Source organism: Caballeronia sp. HLA56 (genome assembly GCF_054655155.1).
Genome location: NZ_BAAHOB010000005.1, coordinates 1,477,011 through 1,493,853 on the forward strand (window position 1 = coordinate 1,477,011; position 16,843 = coordinate 1,493,853).

The 16,843-nt window shown below is 64.4% G+C and carries 13 protein-coding genes; 10 read left to right on the top strand and 3 right to left on the bottom strand.

The genetic code is table 11. The annotated features are described in order from the left end of the window. The first annotated feature begins 90 nt into the window (after positions 1-90). From ACYQ47_RS26500 to ACYQ47_RS26520, 5 genes are all read left to right on the top strand, one after another. Positions 91-2,454: a UvrD-helicase domain-containing protein gene (locus ACYQ47_RS26500; RefSeq protein WP_244825671.1), complete on the top strand. Its 2,364-nt coding sequence runs from the start codon at positions 91-93 to the stop codon at positions 2,452-2,454. Next, complete coding sequence (locus ACYQ47_RS26505) at positions 2,451-3,203, top strand: 5'-methylthioadenosine/adenosylhomocysteine nucleosidase (RefSeq protein WP_459907705.1); 753 nt, start codon at positions 2,451-2,453, stop codon at positions 3,201-3,203. Before ACYQ47_RS26500 ends, ACYQ47_RS26505 begins: the two co-directional genes overlap by 4 nt. A gap of 254 nt (positions 3,204-3,457) precedes the next feature. Continuing rightward, positions 3,458-3,745, top strand: a complete 288-nt coding sequence (locus tag ACYQ47_RS26510; RefSeq protein ID WP_459907707.1) for a hypothetical protein — start codon at positions 3,458-3,460, stop codon at positions 3,743-3,745. Positions 3,746-3,822: 77 nt separating this feature from the next. Further along, entirely contained in the window at positions 3,823-4,233 is a 411-nt protein-coding gene (locus tag ACYQ47_RS26515) for a hypothetical protein (protein WP_284503157.1), read from the top strand. A 145-nt stretch (positions 4,234-4,378) separates the two neighbouring features. Then, complete coding sequence (locus ACYQ47_RS26520) at positions 4,379-6,334, top strand: propionate--CoA ligase (RefSeq protein WP_459907709.1); 1,956 nt, start codon at positions 4,379-4,381, stop codon at positions 6,332-6,334. A 145-nt stretch (positions 6,335-6,479) separates the two neighbouring features. Here the strand turns inward: ACYQ47_RS26520 and ACYQ47_RS26525 are convergent, their stop codons facing one another. Then, positions 6,480-7,751, bottom strand: a complete 1,272-nt coding sequence (locus ACYQ47_RS26525; RefSeq protein WP_250509257.1) for an MFS transporter — start codon at positions 7,749-7,751, stop codon at positions 6,480-6,482. 288 nt (positions 7,752-8,039) lie between these two features. Here ACYQ47_RS26525 and ACYQ47_RS26530 point away from each other — a divergent pair, with 288 nt between their 5' ends. Continuing rightward, positions 8,040-9,704, top strand: a complete 1,665-nt coding sequence (locus ACYQ47_RS26530; protein ID WP_459907712.1) for a methyl-accepting chemotaxis protein — start codon at positions 8,040-8,042, stop codon at positions 9,702-9,704. A gap of 277 nt (positions 9,705-9,981) precedes the next feature. Then, complete coding sequence (locus tag ACYQ47_RS26535; protein WP_459907714.1) at positions 9,982-10,425, top strand: hypothetical protein; 444 nt, start codon at positions 9,982-9,984, stop codon at positions 10,423-10,425. A gap of 10 nt (positions 10,426-10,435) precedes the next feature. Here ACYQ47_RS26535 and ACYQ47_RS26540 read toward each other — a convergent pair whose 3' ends face one another. Then, entirely contained in the window at positions 10,436-11,905 is a 1,470-nt protein-coding gene (locus ACYQ47_RS26540; RefSeq protein WP_250492586.1) for an HDOD domain-containing protein, read from the bottom strand. Between the two features lie 103 nt (positions 11,906-12,008). Further along, positions 12,009-13,955, bottom strand: coding sequence for a putative bifunctional diguanylate cyclase/phosphodiesterase (locus tag ACYQ47_RS26545; protein ID WP_284509341.1), 1,947 nt, complete (start codon positions 13,953-13,955; stop codon positions 12,009-12,011). Between the two features lie 442 nt (positions 13,956-14,397). Between ACYQ47_RS26545 and ACYQ47_RS26550 the strand changes: the two genes are divergently transcribed. Genes ACYQ47_RS26550 through ACYQ47_RS26560 form a run of 3 tightly spaced genes read left to right on the top strand, consistent with a single transcriptional unit; the run spans position 14,398 to position 16,830 of the window. Then, complete coding sequence (locus tag ACYQ47_RS26550; protein WP_244825657.1) at positions 14,398-15,693, top strand: EAL and HDOD domain-containing protein; 1,296 nt, start codon at positions 14,398-14,400, stop codon at positions 15,691-15,693. A 52-nt stretch (positions 15,694-15,745) separates the two neighbouring features. Next, the gene (locus ACYQ47_RS26555) at positions 15,746-16,318 is read left to right on the top strand and encodes a peroxiredoxin (RefSeq protein ID WP_250465207.1); all 573 of its coding nucleotides are present in this window, start codon (positions 15,746-15,748) and stop codon (positions 16,316-16,318) included. 47 nt (positions 16,319-16,365) lie between these two features. Continuing rightward, the gene (locus ACYQ47_RS26560) at positions 16,366-16,830 is read left to right on the top strand and encodes a hypothetical protein (RefSeq protein ID WP_250509253.1); all 465 of its coding nucleotides are present in this window, start codon (positions 16,366-16,368) and stop codon (positions 16,828-16,830) included. Positions 16,831-16,843: the final 13 nt, after the last annotated feature.

Sequence of the window (16,843 nt, forward strand, 5' to 3'; positions counted from 1 at the left end):
CCAGGCGCCGGCGACGCCATCGGCGCGGTCTTATAATGGTCGGCCCGCCGCCAGAGACTTTGGCCCGCTTTTCGCCGTCCACCTGCTCCCATGCCCGACCTGCTCGCGAACCTCAACCCCGAACAACTCGCCGCCGTGACGCTGCCCAACGAGCCCGCGCTGATTCTCGCCGGCGCGGGCAGCGGCAAGACGCGCGTGCTCATCACGCGAATCGCGTGGCTGATCCAGCAGGGCTACGCGTCGCCGCCGACCATTCTCGCCGTGACCTTCACGAACAAAGCCGCGCGCGAAATGATGTCGCGGCTTTCGGCGCTCTTGCCCATCGACACGCGCGGCATGTGGATCGGCACCTTCCACGGCCTGTGCAACCGCATGCTGCGCGCGCATTATCGCGACGCGGGGCTGCCGCAGACTTTCCAGATTCTCGATACCGCCGATCAGCTCTCCGCCATCAAGCGGCTGATGAAAGGGCTCAATGTCGACGACGAAAAATATCCGGCGAAGAACCTTCAGTACTTCATCAACAACGCGAAAGAGCAGGGCTTGCGTCCGAAAGACGTGGACGCCACGGACGCCTTCAACCGCAAGTTCGTCGAACTGTACGAAGCCTACGATCAGCAATGCCAGCGCGAAGGCGTCGTGGATTTCCCCGAACTGCTGTTGCGCTGCCACGAACTGCTCGCGTTCAATGCGCCGCTGCGCGCACATTATCAGGCGCGCTTTCGCAATATCCTCGTCGACGAGTTTCAGGACACCAACAAGCTGCAGTACGCGTGGCTCAAGCAGCTCGCGGGCGAGAGCAACGCCATCTTCGCGGTCGGTGACGACGACCAGTCCATCTACGCGTTTCGCGGCGCGAACGTCGGCAACATGCACGACTTCGAGCGCGAATTCCGCGTGCGCAATCTCATCAAGCTGGAGCAGAACTATCGCTCGCACGGCCATATTCTCGATACCGCGAACTTCCTGATCGCCAACAACTCGCGGCGGCTCGGCAAGAACCTGCGCACGGATGCGGGGCACGGCGAACCGGTGCGCGTCTACGAAGCCGCGACGGATTCGCAGGAAGCGGGCTGGATCGTCGAGGAGATCAAGGCGCTCATCAATACGGGGCTCGCGCGCGGGGAGATCGCGGTGCTGTACCGGAGCAATGCGCAGTCGCGGACCATCGAGCACACGCTCGTGAACGCGGGCATTGCGTATCGCGTGTATGGCGGCTTGCGCTTCTTCGAGCGTCAGGAAGTGAAGCATGCGCTCGCGTATCTGCGTCTGATCGACAACCCGAATGACGACACGGCGTTTGCGCGCGTGGTCAATTTCCCGACGCGCGGCATCGGTGCGCGCTCCATCGAGCAACTCGCCGACGCCGCGCGTCTCTACAACTGTTCGATGGCCGCCGCCGTGCCCTACGTCACGGGAAAGGCAGGTTCGAGCCTCGGCGCTTTCGCCACGCTCGTCGCGAAGATGCGCGCCGAAACGCAGCAGATGAGTCTGCCGGAAACGGTCGAATACGTCGTGCGCGCGAGCGGTCTCGCCGCGTTCTACGAGACCGAGCGCGAAGGCCAGGACCGTCTGGAGAACTTGCAGGAAGTGGTCAACGCGGCGGCGGCGTTCGTGAGCGAGGAAGGCTACGGGCTCGATACTCCCGCGCGTTCCGTGCCGCTGCGCCCCGGCGCGACGGCGGCGCCGGAAATCGTGAGCGAGGACGGCGAGATCGAAGTGCTGGACGCGCCCGGCATTGCCGATCCCGCGCAGAACCCCGATACCATGACGCCGCTTGCGGGGTTCCTCTCGCATGCATCGCTCGAAGCGGGCGACAACCAGGCGCAGGCCGGCCAGGATGCCGTGCAACTCATGACCGTGCACGCGGCGAAAGGGCTGGAATTCACGGCGGTGTTCATCACCGGACTGGAAGAAGGGCTCTTTCCGCACGAGAACAGCGCGCAGGAAACCGACGGCCTCGAAGAAGAGCGGCGGCTCGCTTACGTGGCGATCACGCGGGCGAAAGAGCGGCTTTATTTGTCGTTCGCGCAGAGCCGGATGCTGCATGGACAGACGCGCTACAACATTCGCTCGCGCTTTTTCGACGAATTGCCCGAAGGCTCGCTCAAGTGGCTCACGCCGAAGATCGAGCCGGGCGCGCGTTGGGGCGGGCGCGCGGATAACGCCGGCTGGGGCCGCGACTGGTTCGCGCGCCCAGGCCAGGAGCGCGGCGGTTCGGCTTACGGCGGTTCCGCCGCGTCCGCACCGGCGTTGCCGTCGTTCGCCAACGAGCAGCGCGCGGCGGAAAGCGGCTTCAAGGTCGGACAAGCGGTGTTCCACACGAAGTTCGGCGAGGGCACGGTGATCGGGCTCGAAGGTTCCGGCGGCGATGCGCGCGCGCAGGTTCGCTTCAAGCGGCACGGCGAGAAATGGCTCGCGCTCGCGGTGGCGAAACTGCAAGCGGTCGAATGACGATGCTCGGCATCATGGCGGCGCTGCCGCAGGAACTGGGCGATCTCGTCGCGCAGATGCATGCGGCGGGCGCAGTCGAGACGGTGACGCTCGGTCAGCGCGAGTATCACGTCGGCCATGCGCATGGCGTGCGCGTGGTGGCGACGCTCGCGCGCATCGGCAAGGTCGCGGCGGCGGCGACGGCGAGCGCGCTCATTCACGTGTTCAAGGTCGATGCGATCGTTTTCACGGGCGTCGCGGGCGGCGTGCATGCAAATGTCCGGGTGGGCGACATCGTCATCGGCGACACGCTCCTGCAGCACGATCTCGATGCCTCGCCGCTTTTTCCGCGCTATGAAGTGCCGCTTCTGGCCCGCTCTCATTTCGCCGCCGATCCCAGCTTTTCCGATGCGCTCGCGCTGGCCGCCGCGAATTTCATCGTCGATGAGGGCAGCGCGCTTGCCGAGCGCTTCGCGGTGCATGCGCCGCGTGTGCATCGCGGGTTGATCGTGAGTGGCGATCGCTTCGTCGCGAGCAACGAAGGCGTGCTAGCGCTGCGCGACGCCTTGCCCGATGCGCTCGCGGTCGAAATGGAAGGCGCGGCGCTCGCGCAGGTTTGTTTCGAACACGCGGTGCCGTGCGCCGTCGTGCGCACCATCTCGGATACCGCCGATGCCGCCGCGCCTGAATCGTTCGCGGAGTTTCTCGTGGCGATCGCGGGTGCGTATTCGTCGGGGATTCTGGTGCGGTTTCTTCGGTCTGTGCATTAGCTCCGACTCTCGGGGTTTTCCCTTCTGCCGCCAGACCATTTGCCGCTTGTAATTGAGAATGATTCTCAATACAATGCATCCCAAGCGCGGATATCGGCATGCCGCAAAGAAGCGCGAACCGCTGCTTCGACGACCGCCATCCCGGCCTGATCCGAGACACAGCGCTGCCGTCAGCGCTTATCCGTAGCTTTGCATCGGAGCCGAAGCCGGCGCGAAAACGCCGGCGTCGTCCGACCAACGAGGCCCGAACATACATGACCAACGATTCCATTCCCACTGCCATCGGCTTGACGCGCGAGCAGGGCGGCGTATCCGAGGCAGGCGAAATTCACGAGGCGCGCAACGAATGCGCGGTCGCGGCCAACGCCGCAAAAGTGCTCGAAACCACGCGTCACGCGTGGAGCCAGGCATCGGACGCACCGAAAGAAGCCGCGCGCCGGTTGCCGCGCGCCACGAAACCGAAAAAGCGGGCCGTGCCGCGACAGTCGCGCTGGCCGAGCCTGGTTGCCGCGCTGAATTACTGGAGTCCAAAACCGCTGTGAATGCCGCCAATCTCCATTCAAAGCGCGAGTCGCTTTCACCGTCCGTCCCGCTTCCCGATCTCGATCTCGATGTCCGCATGTTCGACGCCAGCCGCTTTCCGCTCGTGCGCCTGCGCCGACGCGCCGTCAAGCCGGGCTACGCGTTTGCATGGTGCGCGCAGATGCGCCGCCTGCTTGCGCTCAACACGCCCTTCGTGATCGTCGCCGAGCACGACGCCGATGAAACCGCCGACGACATTCGCCTGCGCACCGCGTGGCTGCGCAATCAGCGCGTGCAACTCGCGGCGTATTGCCGGGGCATCGTCGTGATCGAGCCGCGTATCGAGGCGCGCGCGACCACGCGTGAAGCGCTGCGTCATTCGACCGAGGGCAGCGGCGTGCGCACGGTCGTGGTATCGAGCATGCGCGTGGCCGGCGAACTCGCGCCCGTGTTGCTCAAGCATTCGGGCGAAGCGGCAGCGCCGGTGTCGAAGAGCCGCGCGGTCTGAAACGTCCGAAGCGTTCGGAGAGGCGAAGCGCGCCTGAATCGATGACACCGATCAGGGCGCGCCCTGTCTAGCAAGGGTTTGCGGGCTGCTCTATGCTCTGTCTTCGTGATGAAGAGATGTCAACGCGGCCGCCCGACGTGGGCGCATGCGGCGTTGGCGGACGCACAGAGACAAGCACAGCCACGCACTTCGCTCAAAGAGGACGCGCATGCCGACTTACCGAGAAGCGTATCGCCGGTCGATCGAGGAACCCGAGGCGTTCTGGGCCGATGAGGCGCGCCGCATTCACTGGCATACGCCTTTCACGCAGGTGCTCGATGCGAGCAACCCGCCGTTCGCGCGCTGGTTCGTCGGCGGCAAGACCAATCTCTGTCATAACGCGGTCGATCGCCATCTCGCCTCGCGCGCGCAGCAAAACGCGCTCGTGTATGTATCGACGGAAACGGGCATCGAGCGCCGTTATACCTACGCCGAACTGCACGCGGAAGTGAACCGCATGGCCGCCGTCATGCGCTCGCTGCACGTGAAGAAGGGCGACCGCGTGCTCATCTATATGCCGATGATCCCCGAAGCGCTCTTCGCGATGCTCGCGTGCGCGCGTCTCGGCGCGGTGCATTCGGTGGTGTTCGGCGGCTTCGCGGCGCCGAATCTGGCGGCGCGCATCGACGATGCGGAGCCCGCGCTCATCGTCACCGCCGATGCCGGCGCGCGCGCGGGCAAGGTGATCGACTACACGCCGCTCGTCGACGAGGCGCTTTCGCGCGCTGAATTCAAGGTGCCGCAAGTGCTTTTGATCGACCGGCAACTGGCGCCCGAGCGGCTGCAGGCGAGCTATCTCGTCTCCTACGAACCCTTGCGCGAAAAATTTTTCGATGCTCACGTGCCGTGCGAATGGCTCGAATCGAACGAGCCTTCGTACGTGCTGTACACGTCCGGCACGACCGGCAGGCCGAAGGGCGTGCAGCGCGATGTCGGCGGTTATGCGGTCGCGCTCGCGGCATCGATGGAGCATATCTTTCAGGGCGCGCCGGGCGACACCATGTTCACCGCGTCCGACATCGGCTGGGTCGTTGGGCACAGCTACATCATCTATGCGCCGCTGATCGCGGGACTGACCACGGTCATGTACGAAGGCACCCCGGTCCGTCCGGACGGCGGCATCTGGTGGCGGCTCGTGGAGCAGCATCGCATCAACCTGATGTTCACCGCGCCCACCGCGATCCGCGTGCTCAAGAAGCAGGACCCGGCGCTGATGCAAGACGCCGATCTGTCCAGCCTGCGCACGCTGTTTCTGGCGGGCGAGCCGCTCGACGAACCGACCGCGCAATGGATTCAGAGCGCGCTGAGAAAGCCCGTCATCGACAATTACTGGCAGACGGAAACCGGCTGGCCGATGATCGCGATTCCACGCGGCATCGAGGCGTTGCCCCCGAAGCTCGGCTCGCCGGGCGTGCCGTCGATGGGCTTCAACCTCACCTTGCGCAACGAGGCGACCGGCGAGATTTGCGCGCCGGGCGAGAAGGGCGTGGTCGCGTTGGGTTATCCGTTGCCGCCGGGCTGCATGCAGACCGTGTGGGGCGACGATCAGCGTTTCATCGACACCTATTGGACTAGCGTGCCGAACCAGTTGGTCTATTCGACCTTCGACTGGGGCGTGCAGGACGAGGACGGCTACGTGTCGATTCTCGGCCGCACCGATGACGTGATCAACGTGGCGGGGCATCGGCTGGGCACGCGCGAGATCGAGGAGGCGTTGTCCGCGCATCCGGCGGTGGCGGAAGTCGCGGTCGTCGGCGTGACGGATGCCGTGAAGGGCCAGGCCGCCGCTGCGTTCGTCGTGCTGCGCGATGCAAGCCGTCTCGATGCGCCCGGTGCGCGCGCCGGGCTGGAGGCGGAGCTGTGTCACGCGGTGGATGCGCAACTGGGCGCGATTGCGCGTCCGGCGCGCGTGCTTTTCGTGTCGATGCTGCCGAAGACGCGTTCGGGCAAGCTCTTGCGCCGAGCGATCGCGGCGCTGGCCGAGGGGCGCGATCCGGGAGAATTGCCGACTATCGAGGACCCGAGTGCGTTGGGGTTGGTGAAGGCGGCGTTGGAATCGTGAGCGCGAGCAGCGGGCTTTGAATACGCAAGGGCGCTTGCACCTTCACCGGAACGAACCAAGCTGCATCGCCACTTAAAGCACACCGGGGGCGTGATCTCTCGAAGCATCGACGCGCCCGTTAAAGGGAATTACGGCCTGTTAAACCTCAAGCCCTCACCCGCTCCTCGCTCATCTTAGGCAACATCACCGTCAGCACGCCGATCAACGGCAAGAACGCGCAGAGCTTATAAACGAAGTCGATGCTCGTCACATCCGCGAGATGGCCGAGCACTGCCGCGCCCACGCCGCCCATGCCGAACGCGAAGCCGAAGAAGAGGCCCGCCACCATCCCGACCTTGCCGGGAATCAACTCTTGTGCATAGACCAGGATGGCCGAAAACGCGGATGCCAGCACGAGCCCGATGATCACCGACAACACGCCCGTCCAGAACAGATTCACGTAAGGCATGAGCAGCGTGAACGGCGCGACACCGAGAATCGATACCCAGATCACCGCCTTGCGCCCGACCTTGTCGCCAACCGGCCCGCCGATGATCGTCCCCGCCGCCACCGCCGCCAGAAACACGAACAGGTGAATCTGCGCGCTCTGCACCGACACGCCGAACTTGCTGATCAGATAAAACGTGAAGTAACTCGTGATGCTCGCCAGGTAAAAGTACTTCGAGAACACGAGCAGGACGAGCACGCTCATCGCCATCATGACTTTTTGACGCGGCAAGGAATGATGCGCAGCCTGTCCGCGACCCTTCTTCGTCGCGGGATGACGCTTGTACCAGCGGCCGATATTCGCCAGCACGAACATGGCAACGAGCGCCGCGACCGAAAACCACGCAATGCTGCGTTGTCCGTGCGGAATCACGATCAGCGCCGCAAGCAACGGCCCGAGCGACGAACCCGCATTGCCGCCCACCTGAAAGAGCGATTGCGCAAGGCCGTGCCTGCCGCCCGACGCCATGCGCGCAACGCGTGACGATTCCGGATGAAACACCGACGATCCGCAGCCAACCAGCGCCGCCGCGATCAGCAAAGTGCCGAAGTTGCCCGCCACCGACATCAGCAAGAGACCAGACAGCGTGAAACCCATGCCGACCGGCAACGACCACGGCTTCGGATGCTTGTCGGTGTAGAGCCCGACGAGCGGCTGCAGAAGCGATGCGGTGATCTGATAAGTCAGCGTAATCAGGCCGATCTGCCCGAACGAGAGCGAAAACTCGCTCTTGAACATGGGATAGATCGCCAGGATCAGCGACTGGATCATGTCGTTCAGCAGATGCGCGAAGCTGACCGCGCCCAGCACCGAATACACGGTGCGCTGAACGGCAGGCGTGGTGGCCGGTGACGCGCCCGCAGTCGCGGTACTGGCGACCGACGCGCTGCCCGAAGGCGGAAACGCGCCTTTATCGATACTTGTTTGCATGGTGGATGGCGTAAAACGCGTGGAAAAAACGGTTGTCCCAATTCTTGTATTCGCCTGCGACATTTATGCGCAAGCTGAATTTCTGACAAGTGTAGGCTGTCCGCGAGTCGTTGTCCTGCCAAGGTTCGTCGCGAATCGGACATCGTCGGCGTGATCTCGGCGGCCACGCGAGAGACGAACGTCCGTACACAAACGGATTAAAGAAAGCCAAATGTTTGCCGTAGACCAGCGATACAGACGTGCCGCGCGATAGACGCGGCCGTCCAGCAAACACTTCGGGGATCTACCATGAAACTGTTCTCGCTACGCGGCGTACGCGCAACGAGCGACGCGGCCTTCCTGCCGGACGCCGCCAGCAACCATCCACGCGCGGCCGATTCCGCCAGGCGAGGGTTGAGCGTCAAGGCGACGCTGCGTCTTGCCTTCGGACTCGTGCTTGCAGGAACGCTTGCCATCGGCGCGATATCGCTGATGCAGATCAGCCGTCTGAACGGCGCGACCGAATCCATTTACACGCAGGGCGTCGTCGCGAGCCGCGCGGCGGAAGAAACGCGTGGCTATCTGCTGCGCGCGAGCCGTTCCCAAAAGATGCTGCTCACCGCGACGACCGCCAAAGAGCGCGACGATCTCGGCGCGCAGATCGAAGAGGCGCTCGCGGCCATCGGCAAGGAACAGGGACAACTCGCGCAATACGTCGATCACGCGGACCAGGACGCACTCGCGCAGCAAAAGCGTTTCGACACGGCGCTCGCCGCGTGGAGTGGCAACGTGCGCGGCTTCGTGAAACTCGTGAAGGAGCAGCCGCTCGATCTTTCGCAGATGAACTGGCAAGTCGGCACGCAGGACATTTCGCTGCTGGTCGAGACCGGCAAGCTCGAAAAGATGGTCGATGAACTCGTCGCGCGGCGCGGCGCGGCCGCAAAGGCGACCATCGATGCCGCCGCGTTCATCTTTCATTCTTCGTTCGTGATGGTTTCCGTGCTGACGCTCGCGCTGCTCGGGCTGGCTATCGCCGTGAGCGAATGGGTCGTGCGGCGGCTCGCGAAACAACTCGGCGGCGAGCCGGCTTACGCGATGGATATCGCGCGGCGCATCGCCTCGGGCGATCTGGCCAATCGCATCGTGCTTGCGCGTCGCGATGACGCGAGCATGCTGGCGGCTTTGTCGGAGATGCAGGCGGGCCTGTCGTCGACGGTCGGCGAGATCGCGGTGAGCGCGCAGGCTATCGCGTCGGCATCGAGCGAGATTTCGACGGGCAATGTCGACTTGTCGCGCCGCACCGAGGAACAGGCGGTGGCGCTCGAGAAGACCGCTTCGAGCATGGAGCAACTCACGTCGACCGTGCGCCAGAACGCCGATAACGCGATGCAGGCGAGCACGCTTGCCAACAGCGCGTCGGCGATCGCGGAGAAGGGCGGCGCGGTAGTGAGCCGCGTGGTCGAAACCATGCAGCGCATCGATGCGAGCGCGAAAAGTATTGGCGACATCATCGGCGTGATCGAGGGCATCGCGTTTCAGACCAACATTCTGGCGTTGAACGCAGCGGTCGAAGCGGCGCGCGCGGGCGAGGAAGGGCGCGGTTTCGCGGTCGTGGCGGGCGAGGTGCGCAGTCTTGCACAACGTTCGTCGGCGGCGGCGAAGGAGATCAAGAGCCTGATCGATACATCGGTGGCGCGCGTGTCGGACGGCTCGTCGTTCGCGCAGGAAGCGGGCGCGACGATGGAAGAAGTCGTGCGCGCGGTGCGGCGCGTGACCGACATCATGGGCGAGATTTCGGCGGCATCGGCGGAACAAAAGACGGGCATCGAACTGATCAGCCACGCCGTCGCGCAGATGGATGCGGGCACGCAGCAGAACGCGGCGCTGGTGGAAGAGGCGGCCGCGGCGGCGCAATCGCTCGACGATCAGGCGAAGGGCTTGAATGCGTTGGTCGGGAAGTTCCAACTTGCCTGATTCGCGTGGCGTCGGGTGACGGTGAAGAAGCCCCTCGACCTGGTTTGCACGGCAAGCGCAATCGTCGAGTACGCGTACTCTTCGCGCTTGCTCAAAGTCGCAACCTCAAGCTAAAATCCGCGAACTCGGGCGCCGGCAGGGCGCCCATTCTCGCGAAAGTCATCCACACCTGCCACGCCTTGCAGTCCAAAGCGCAGTCAACGCGCCCAAGTCACGAACCGCAACGTCGAACCTTTTCAGCCGCACGCGAGAACGGCGCAAACAAAGGAACAACGTCATGTGGTCCACATCCTGTCCAATTTCCCCTCCCGCTTCGAATAGCGACTATCTGCGCGAACACGCGCGGCGGCTCTTGCGTCAGGCGCGCGATGGCGATTCGAGCGCCGCGCTGCCCGTGTTGCGACGGCTGCAATCCGCCGACATCACGCGCGCCTCGCGCCTCACCGATCTCCACGCGAAGCGCGACGCGCTGCAACTCAAGCACGTGCTCGCCATGCTCGCCAACGAACTCGGTTATTCAAGCTGGGACGCCTGCAAGAACGATATCGACACAGAACCCGCCGCGCGCATCGACCGATACCGGCTCGATGCCGGCGCGTTCAACGACTTCGAGCGCAACTGGTTCGCCAACGGAGCCGACGCGCTCGCCTGGCAGCGCGCCAACGGCGGCTATCTCGTCCCATATGGCGAGCAGGTCGTGGCTATTCTGAAGCGCGAATAGGAAGGAGGAATCAGATCAGCTCGACTTCTTTCCAGTTCGCGCTGGAAAAGAAGCGGCTGAGTTCGCGCGTGAGTTCGTTCAGCGCGCTCATTTCCGATGGCGCGATCTTGCGCACGTGTTGCGGATGCGTCCAGTCGCCATAGACGAGCGCGACCGTCGATGCATCCGACTTCACCGGCAGCAGCACGAACGCCTGCGCCTCGCCGAGCGTCTCCTTGTACCAGCGCGGCAAGCGTGCGTCGATACGCGGATCGTGCGCGTTCTCGATAAAGATGCCCACCGGATTCGTGATCGCCAGATGGAACACGTCGGGCTTGAAGTCGGCGGAAAAGTGCAGCTTGGGCAGCATCGCTTCGACGCCGGCGCCAAGTCCCAGCCGCGCTTGGAATTCGTTGTCGGCCTGGCGCACGAATACCACCGCGCGCGACAAGCCAAGCCCCGCGAGCACGGCTTCGGAGGCAAGCGCAAGCACGGGCGCGAGTGCATTCTTCGATGGCAACGAGCGCAAGTCTTCGAGGCTCGCGCCTATGCGCGCTTCCGCGGATATTCCTGCTCGCGCGATGGCATCCGCATTGGCCTGCAGTTCGCTGATTTCACGCATTACCGAGTCGCCGCCTTCTTCGCTGGCAAGCGCGAGGCTCATCGAGGCGAGCGTCGCGGCGTCGGTGCTGAGCGCGTCGCTATAGCGATTGGCGATATCGACGAGCAAGGACTCGCGGCCGCTCGCTTCGACATGCTGCGCGGTGAGCGCGTCGGCGACTTCGGTCGAATAGTTGGTGACGGCCTGCAGCCAGCGCACGTGCTTCGGCACGTTTTCGTCGGGCGGCGCTTCAGGGTCGCTCGCCTGCATGCCGGCACGAATCGTCTCGGGCAGGCGCCAGCGGTCGGCCGCTTCCATGCCGATTTCGTCGAAGGTCACGCCGAGCAGCGCGGCGCACGCGTGACTGTCGCTGATGTTGTCCGCCGCCGCCTTGCGCCGCAACTGATCCCACTCGTGTTCGAGATAGAACGCGACGAGCAGCTTGCCGATCTGCCGCATCAGCGTGCAGACCACGGCTTCTTCCGCCGAACGCAGATCAGTGCGCTCGGTGATCTGCCGCGCGACCGCGCCGGAGAGCAAGGTGCGGTTGAGTTCCAGCTTGGCGTCGATGCGGCGTGGCGCGCTGTGATGAAAGTGATCGACGAGTTTGAGCCCGACCACGAGATGCCCGACGGCGTCCATGCCGAGCACCATCAGCGCGCGCGTGACGGTGGTGATGTTGCCGCCGAAGGCCACGTACATCGCGGAATTGGCGAGACGCAGCACCTTCTGCGTAAGGCCGAAGTCCGACAGCACCACTTGCACGAGGGACGTGAAGTCGAGGTCGTTATCGCTCATCGCGGACACGGTCGTGCGCAGCGCCTGAGACAGCATGGGGAAATCCCCGCGCTCGCTCATGCGCGCCCACAGCTTGTCCATAATTTCGGCCTTGACTGCCATCCGTGATAAGAACCCTTCGTTGCGCGAGGATCGATTCCAATCGGCCCTCGCAGCCTTCTTTCTCATGACGTGTCGTTCGATTAGAACACGAACACGCCTTCTCTCATAATGTCTCGTGCAGCACCAGCGAATGCGACTGGAACGACGACGCCAGCTCGTCGGACGGCAGCGCGCGGCTGATCAGCCAGCCTTGAATATGGTCGCAGCCCATCTCGGCGAGCAGGTCGCGCTGCTCCTCGGTTTCGACGCCCTCGGCGACGAGTTCCAGCCCGAGCGATTGTGCGAGCCCGACCACGGCGCTCACGATCGCACGATTGTTGCGCGACGTAATCAGGTTCTCGACAAAGCTCCGGTCGATCTTGAGCTTCGACAAGGGAAACCGCTGCAGATAGGCGAGGCTCGAATAGCCGGTGCCGAAGTCGTCGACGGCGAAGCGAATGCCCACCGAAGTCAGCGCTTCGAGCAGGCAAGTCGCTTCCTCGGGATCGCGCATCAGCACGCTCTCGGTGATTTCGAGCACGATGCGGCGCGCGTCGATGCCCGTCAACGCCAGCGCTTCCTTGACCGCCGAGGCAAAACGCTTGTCCCGGAACTGCTGCGGCGACACGTTGATCGCCACGTAATCCAGCCGGATGCCGATGGCGTCCCACTGCGCGAGCTGCATGCACGCCGCCTTCAACACCCAGTTGCCCAGATAGTTGATGAGACCGATGGACTCCGCGAGCGGAATGAACACCGTCGGCGGCACGAGCCCGTGCAGCGGATGATTCCAGCGCATCAGCGCTTCCACGCCGACCACCGCGCCCGTGCGGATCTTCGTGATCGGCTGGAAGTACAGCGAGAATTCGCCGTTGCGCACCGCTTCGTATAGCTCGGCTTCCAGCTTGAGGCGTTCGGCGTCGGCGGGGTCGTCGTCGGGTGCGTGGAACACGAGCGTGTTGCCGCCCGCGGCCTTCGCCTGCGCGAGCGCGTGATCGGCCATGCGCAACAGGCTCGCCTGAACGCCGTGCTTGCCGTTGCGCTCGACGGGCTTGTCCGCGAGCGCGGCGTGATCAGGGTACATCGCAATGCCCACGCTCGCCGACAAATGCGTATGCTGCCCGCGATGCCGATACGGCTGCGCAATGGCGTTGAGCAGACGCTTGCCGTGGCTTTCGGCGGCTTCGAGCGTGGTGCCGGCGGGCAGCAGCACGGCGAACTCGTCGCTCGCAATGCGCGCCACGCGCTCGCCCGGCGCGACGGTGTGCTGAATGCGCCGCGCCGTCTCGCGCAGCATGTCGTCGCCGGTGTCGTAACCGAGCGCGCGGTTGATCCGCTGATAATCGTCGATATCGAGCACGAGCAGCGCCGCCTGCGTGCGCGTGAGTTCGGCTTCGGCTTGCGCCGCGCTCATGGCGGTATCGAGCGCGGCGGCATTGTCGAGTCCGGTGAGCGCATCGTGATGCAGCGCGTGTTGCAGCGAATCCTCACGCTCGCGCCAGTGCGATACATCGAACGCGGCGAGCGCGAAGCCCGGCGTGCCGAGCGCGGCGGTGGACATGAGCCGCAACTCGACGCAGATCGGAATGGTCAACGACTTCACCACGTTGAGCGTCGCCGATTCGAGCTTGCCGCTCGCTCGCGCGCGAGCAATGAGCGCGTGCAGTTCGTCGGCTTCCTCGGATGGCACGAGATCGTGCAGCGTCAGCATGCTCAGATAGTCGCGGTGATACCCGATGAACTCGATGCTCGCGTCCGACACCTGCCGGAAGCGCAGGGCATCGTCGAGTTGCGCGAGGAAATCGACCGCGCCGAGCGCCAGCATGAGCACCGACTGATCCTTGTCGAAGCCGTGCGCCGCGACTGCGCTCGAAGAAGCGGGCGCGCGTGCTTGCGCTTGTGCTTCCGGCTGTACCGGCTCTTGTGCCTGCGCTTGCACGGCGGCGACGCCGGGCGCGGCGCTCACGGCTTCGCGGCGGCTCGCCACGGCACTTCGCCATGCGCGGCCGAGCGCATCGCGAACGATGCGCCACGGTGCGCGGCGGGAGGCGGTGATCCGATTCGCTTGCATGTTGAGGTCGAGTGGTGCGTGGCGCCGGTGTTCCGCGGCCGAATAAGCAACGGCGAGGGGACACTGCGGCGCTCGAAAACGTCTTGCGGACGCTCTCGTCGGGTACGTGCCGGCACACGCGCGACACGTTCTATCAGGCGAGTTATCGGCCCATGGGACGGTTTCTTTAGCTGGAGCGACGGTGCCGAGTTGTATGGCCTAACGCGTCGAGGTTATTTGTCGTACAAAACTTGCGTATCATGCCACCTGCGATGCCACCTGCGATGCCACCTTCGATGGCACCTGCAATTGCACCTGCAGTGCCGGCTGCGATGTCCGCTTGCATGACCGTTGACCGTCGACCGGAAAATTCGCTTGAGTTGTTCAATCCCATGACCCACCATAGATTGCCGGCCTGCCTCGTTTGCGAGGCAGCGTGCTGGGCACTTCCGAGCTTCCCGTCATGGCCGATTCCCCGCTAAAGCCCGCGCCCTCCCGGCGCGAACACAGTGTCTATGTCGGCCGTCAACCCATTCTCGACGGCGACGGCGCGCTGGCTGCCTACGAATTGCTGTTTCGCGACAGCCCCGACAATCGCGCCCGCATAGCGGACGACGTGCAGGCCACCGCGCACGTGGTGGCGCGCACGGTCGGCGAGATCGGCGTGTCGGCCGTGCTGGGCGATCATCCCGGCTACGTCAACATGAGCCGCGAATTGCTCTTCGACGACATCGTCCACATCATGCAGCCCGAGCGCTTCGTGCTCGAATTGCTGGAGAGCATCGAGTTCGACGAGTCCATCTTCCGGCGCTGCGGCCAGTTGCGTAACGCAGGCTTTCGCTTGGCTCTCGACGATGTCATCCGTCTGGACGACGCGCTCCTTGCCGCGCTGCCATCCGTGGATATCGTCAAGATCGATCTTCTGTCCACCGACCGCGCGCACTTGCCGAAGCTCGCCACGACGCTCAAGACGCGCGGCAAGTTGCTGGTCGCCGAGAAGGTCGAGACGCTCGACGACTTCAAGGAAGCCAAGCGCCTGGGCTTCGACTTCTTTCAGGGCTATTTCTTCGCGCGGCCGCAAGTGCTCTCCGCAAGGCGCGCGAGTCCGGCGCGCGGTGCGCTGCTGCGGTTGCTCGCCGTGCTCGGCGGCGACCCGGCCTTGCGCGAGCTCGAGACCGAACTCAAGCGCAATCCGGACATCGTCGTGCAACTGCTGCGTCTGGCCAATTCCAGCGCGCATGCGCGCGGACGGCGCGTGTCGTCGTTGCGCGAGGCCATCGCGTCGACAGGCACACGTCAGTTGATGCGCTGGACCCAACTGCTGCTCTACGCGGACGGCAGCGGTCTGCCGTGGCGCTCGGATCCGCTCCTCCAACTCGTCGGCACGCGCGCGCGCTTCATGGAACTCGCGGCCGGCGTGCTGCGCCCGGATGACGAGCCTTTTGCCGATGCCGCCTTCATGACGGGCATCTTTTCGCTCGTGCATGTCGTGCTCGGCATGCAGCCGGAAGAAATTGTCGATAAGCTTCACCTCACGGCGGAGATCCGCTCGGCGATCCTCGAAGGCGAGGGCGCGCTCGGTGCGCTGCTGGCCATCGCGAAAGCGGCCGAACAAGGCGATGCCGCCGCGATCGATGCAAGCCGGCTGGCCGATCCCGCGCTCGCGGAGCTCACGCCCGCCACGCTCTCGCAAATGCAGGTCGAAGCGGCGGCGTGGTTCACCGAGAGCCGGCTGGATCAGGACGAGGCGCAAGGCTGAGGCGCTTGCCGCTCGTCTCGCGACATTTTTGCTGCCCTCAAGCGGAGTGCATATGAAGAAAAAGATTCTGGCGACCGTCGCCGGCCTGGCCGCCGCAACCGCGGCTTGCGTGGCCGTGGTGTATTCGACTGCCGCGAGCGCCACGCTCAAACCGGGCGACGCCGCGCCGTCGTTCGTCGCCCAGGCATCGCTTGGCGGCGATGTGTATCAGTATTCGCTCGCCGACGCGCTCAAGAAAGGCCCCGTCGTCCTGTACTTCTATCCGGCGGCGTTCACCAAGGGCTGCACGATCGAAGCGCACGAATTCGCCGAGGCGGTCGATCAATACAAGGCGCAGGGCGCCACCGTGATCGGTGTGTCGCACGACAACATCGACACGCTCAAGAAGTTTTCCGTGAGCGAGTGCCGCAGCAAGTTCCCGGTCGCGGCGGATGAAGATTCGAAGATCATCCGCTCCTACGACGCCTCGCTGCCCATGAAGAGTTCGATGGCCAATCGCGTGTCCTACGTGATCGCGCCGGACGGCAAGGTGATCTACGAATACACGAGCCTTTCGCCGGATCAGCATGTCGCGAACACCTTGCAGGCCTTGCGTGACTGGAACGCAAAACACAAGGCGCAATGAGCTTGTCGTTCCGTATTCGTCGTTCAAAGAACAAGGTGTGAAGTCAGATGCCGATCGTTGTCGCACTCGCGGTTCTCGTCGCGCTCATCTATGGCGCGGTCTGGTCGTTCAACGCGCTGCACGCGCACTTCGGGCTTGCTGTCGCAGTCGGCGTGGCGGTGGTGGCGGCCGCGGCAATCGCGGCGGGCGTCGCTTACTGGCTCGCGCGGCGCCGTGAAGTCGCGGCGAACATTCCGCGCTCGGCTGGCGGCGACTGGACTCACGAACTCAAACGCGACTGGGGCGGCTTGCGGCTTGCCGCGGGCAAGCGGCTCCTGGAAGTGCGCGTGGGCGAAGCGACGGGCAGCTATATCTTTGCCGATCTGCGCGGCGCGCGCGAGGAGCAGGGCAACGCGGTCGTCCTCACCGTCGCGGATTCGAAACATCCCGAATGGCGTCTGCCCATCAACGATACAGCCAATGCTCGCAAGTGGACGCGCATCCTCACGCTCGCCACGCGCCAGAAGCTTTAGTCATGACCAAGCG

Coding starts and splice junctions, on each gene's coding strand:
- ACYQ47_RS26530 (WP_459907712.1), top strand. CDS start 8,040: ATGAAACTGTTCTCGCTACGCGGCGTACGCGCAACGAGCGACGCGGCC.
- ACYQ47_RS26535 (WP_459907714.1), top strand. CDS start 9,982: ATGTGGTCCACATCCTGTCCAATTTCCCCTCCCGCTTCGAATAGCGAC.
- ACYQ47_RS26560 (WP_250509253.1), top strand. CDS start 16,366: ATGCCGATCGTTGTCGCACTCGCGGTTCTCGTCGCGCTCATCTATGGC.
- ACYQ47_RS26545 (WP_284509341.1), bottom strand. CDS start 13,955: ATGCAAGCGAATCGGATCACCGCCTCCCGCCGCGCACCGTGGCGCATC.
- ACYQ47_RS26510 (WP_459907707.1), top strand. CDS start 3,458: ATGACCAACGATTCCATTCCCACTGCCATCGGCTTGACGCGCGAGCAG.
- ACYQ47_RS26500 (WP_244825671.1), top strand. CDS start 91: ATGCCCGACCTGCTCGCGAACCTCAACCCCGAACAACTCGCCGCCGTG.
- ACYQ47_RS26515 (WP_284503157.1), top strand. CDS start 3,823: ATGTTCGACGCCAGCCGCTTTCCGCTCGTGCGCCTGCGCCGACGCGCC.
- ACYQ47_RS26520 (WP_459907709.1), top strand. CDS start 4,379: ATGCGGCGTTGGCGGACGCACAGAGACAAGCACAGCCACGCACTTCGC.
- ACYQ47_RS26540 (WP_250492586.1), bottom strand. CDS start 11,905: ATGGCAGTCAAGGCCGAAATTATGGACAAGCTGTGGGCGCGCATGAGC.
- ACYQ47_RS26505 (WP_459907705.1), top strand. CDS start 2,451: ATGACGATGCTCGGCATCATGGCGGCGCTGCCGCAGGAACTGGGCGAT.
- ACYQ47_RS26555 (WP_250465207.1), top strand. CDS start 15,746: ATGAAGAAAAAGATTCTGGCGACCGTCGCCGGCCTGGCCGCCGCAACC.
- ACYQ47_RS26525 (WP_250509257.1), bottom strand. CDS start 7,751: ATGCAAACAAGTATCGATAAAGGCGCGTTTCCGCCTTCGGGCAGCGCG.
- ACYQ47_RS26550 (WP_244825657.1), top strand. CDS start 14,398: ATGGCCGATTCCCCGCTAAAGCCCGCGCCCTCCCGGCGCGAACACAGT.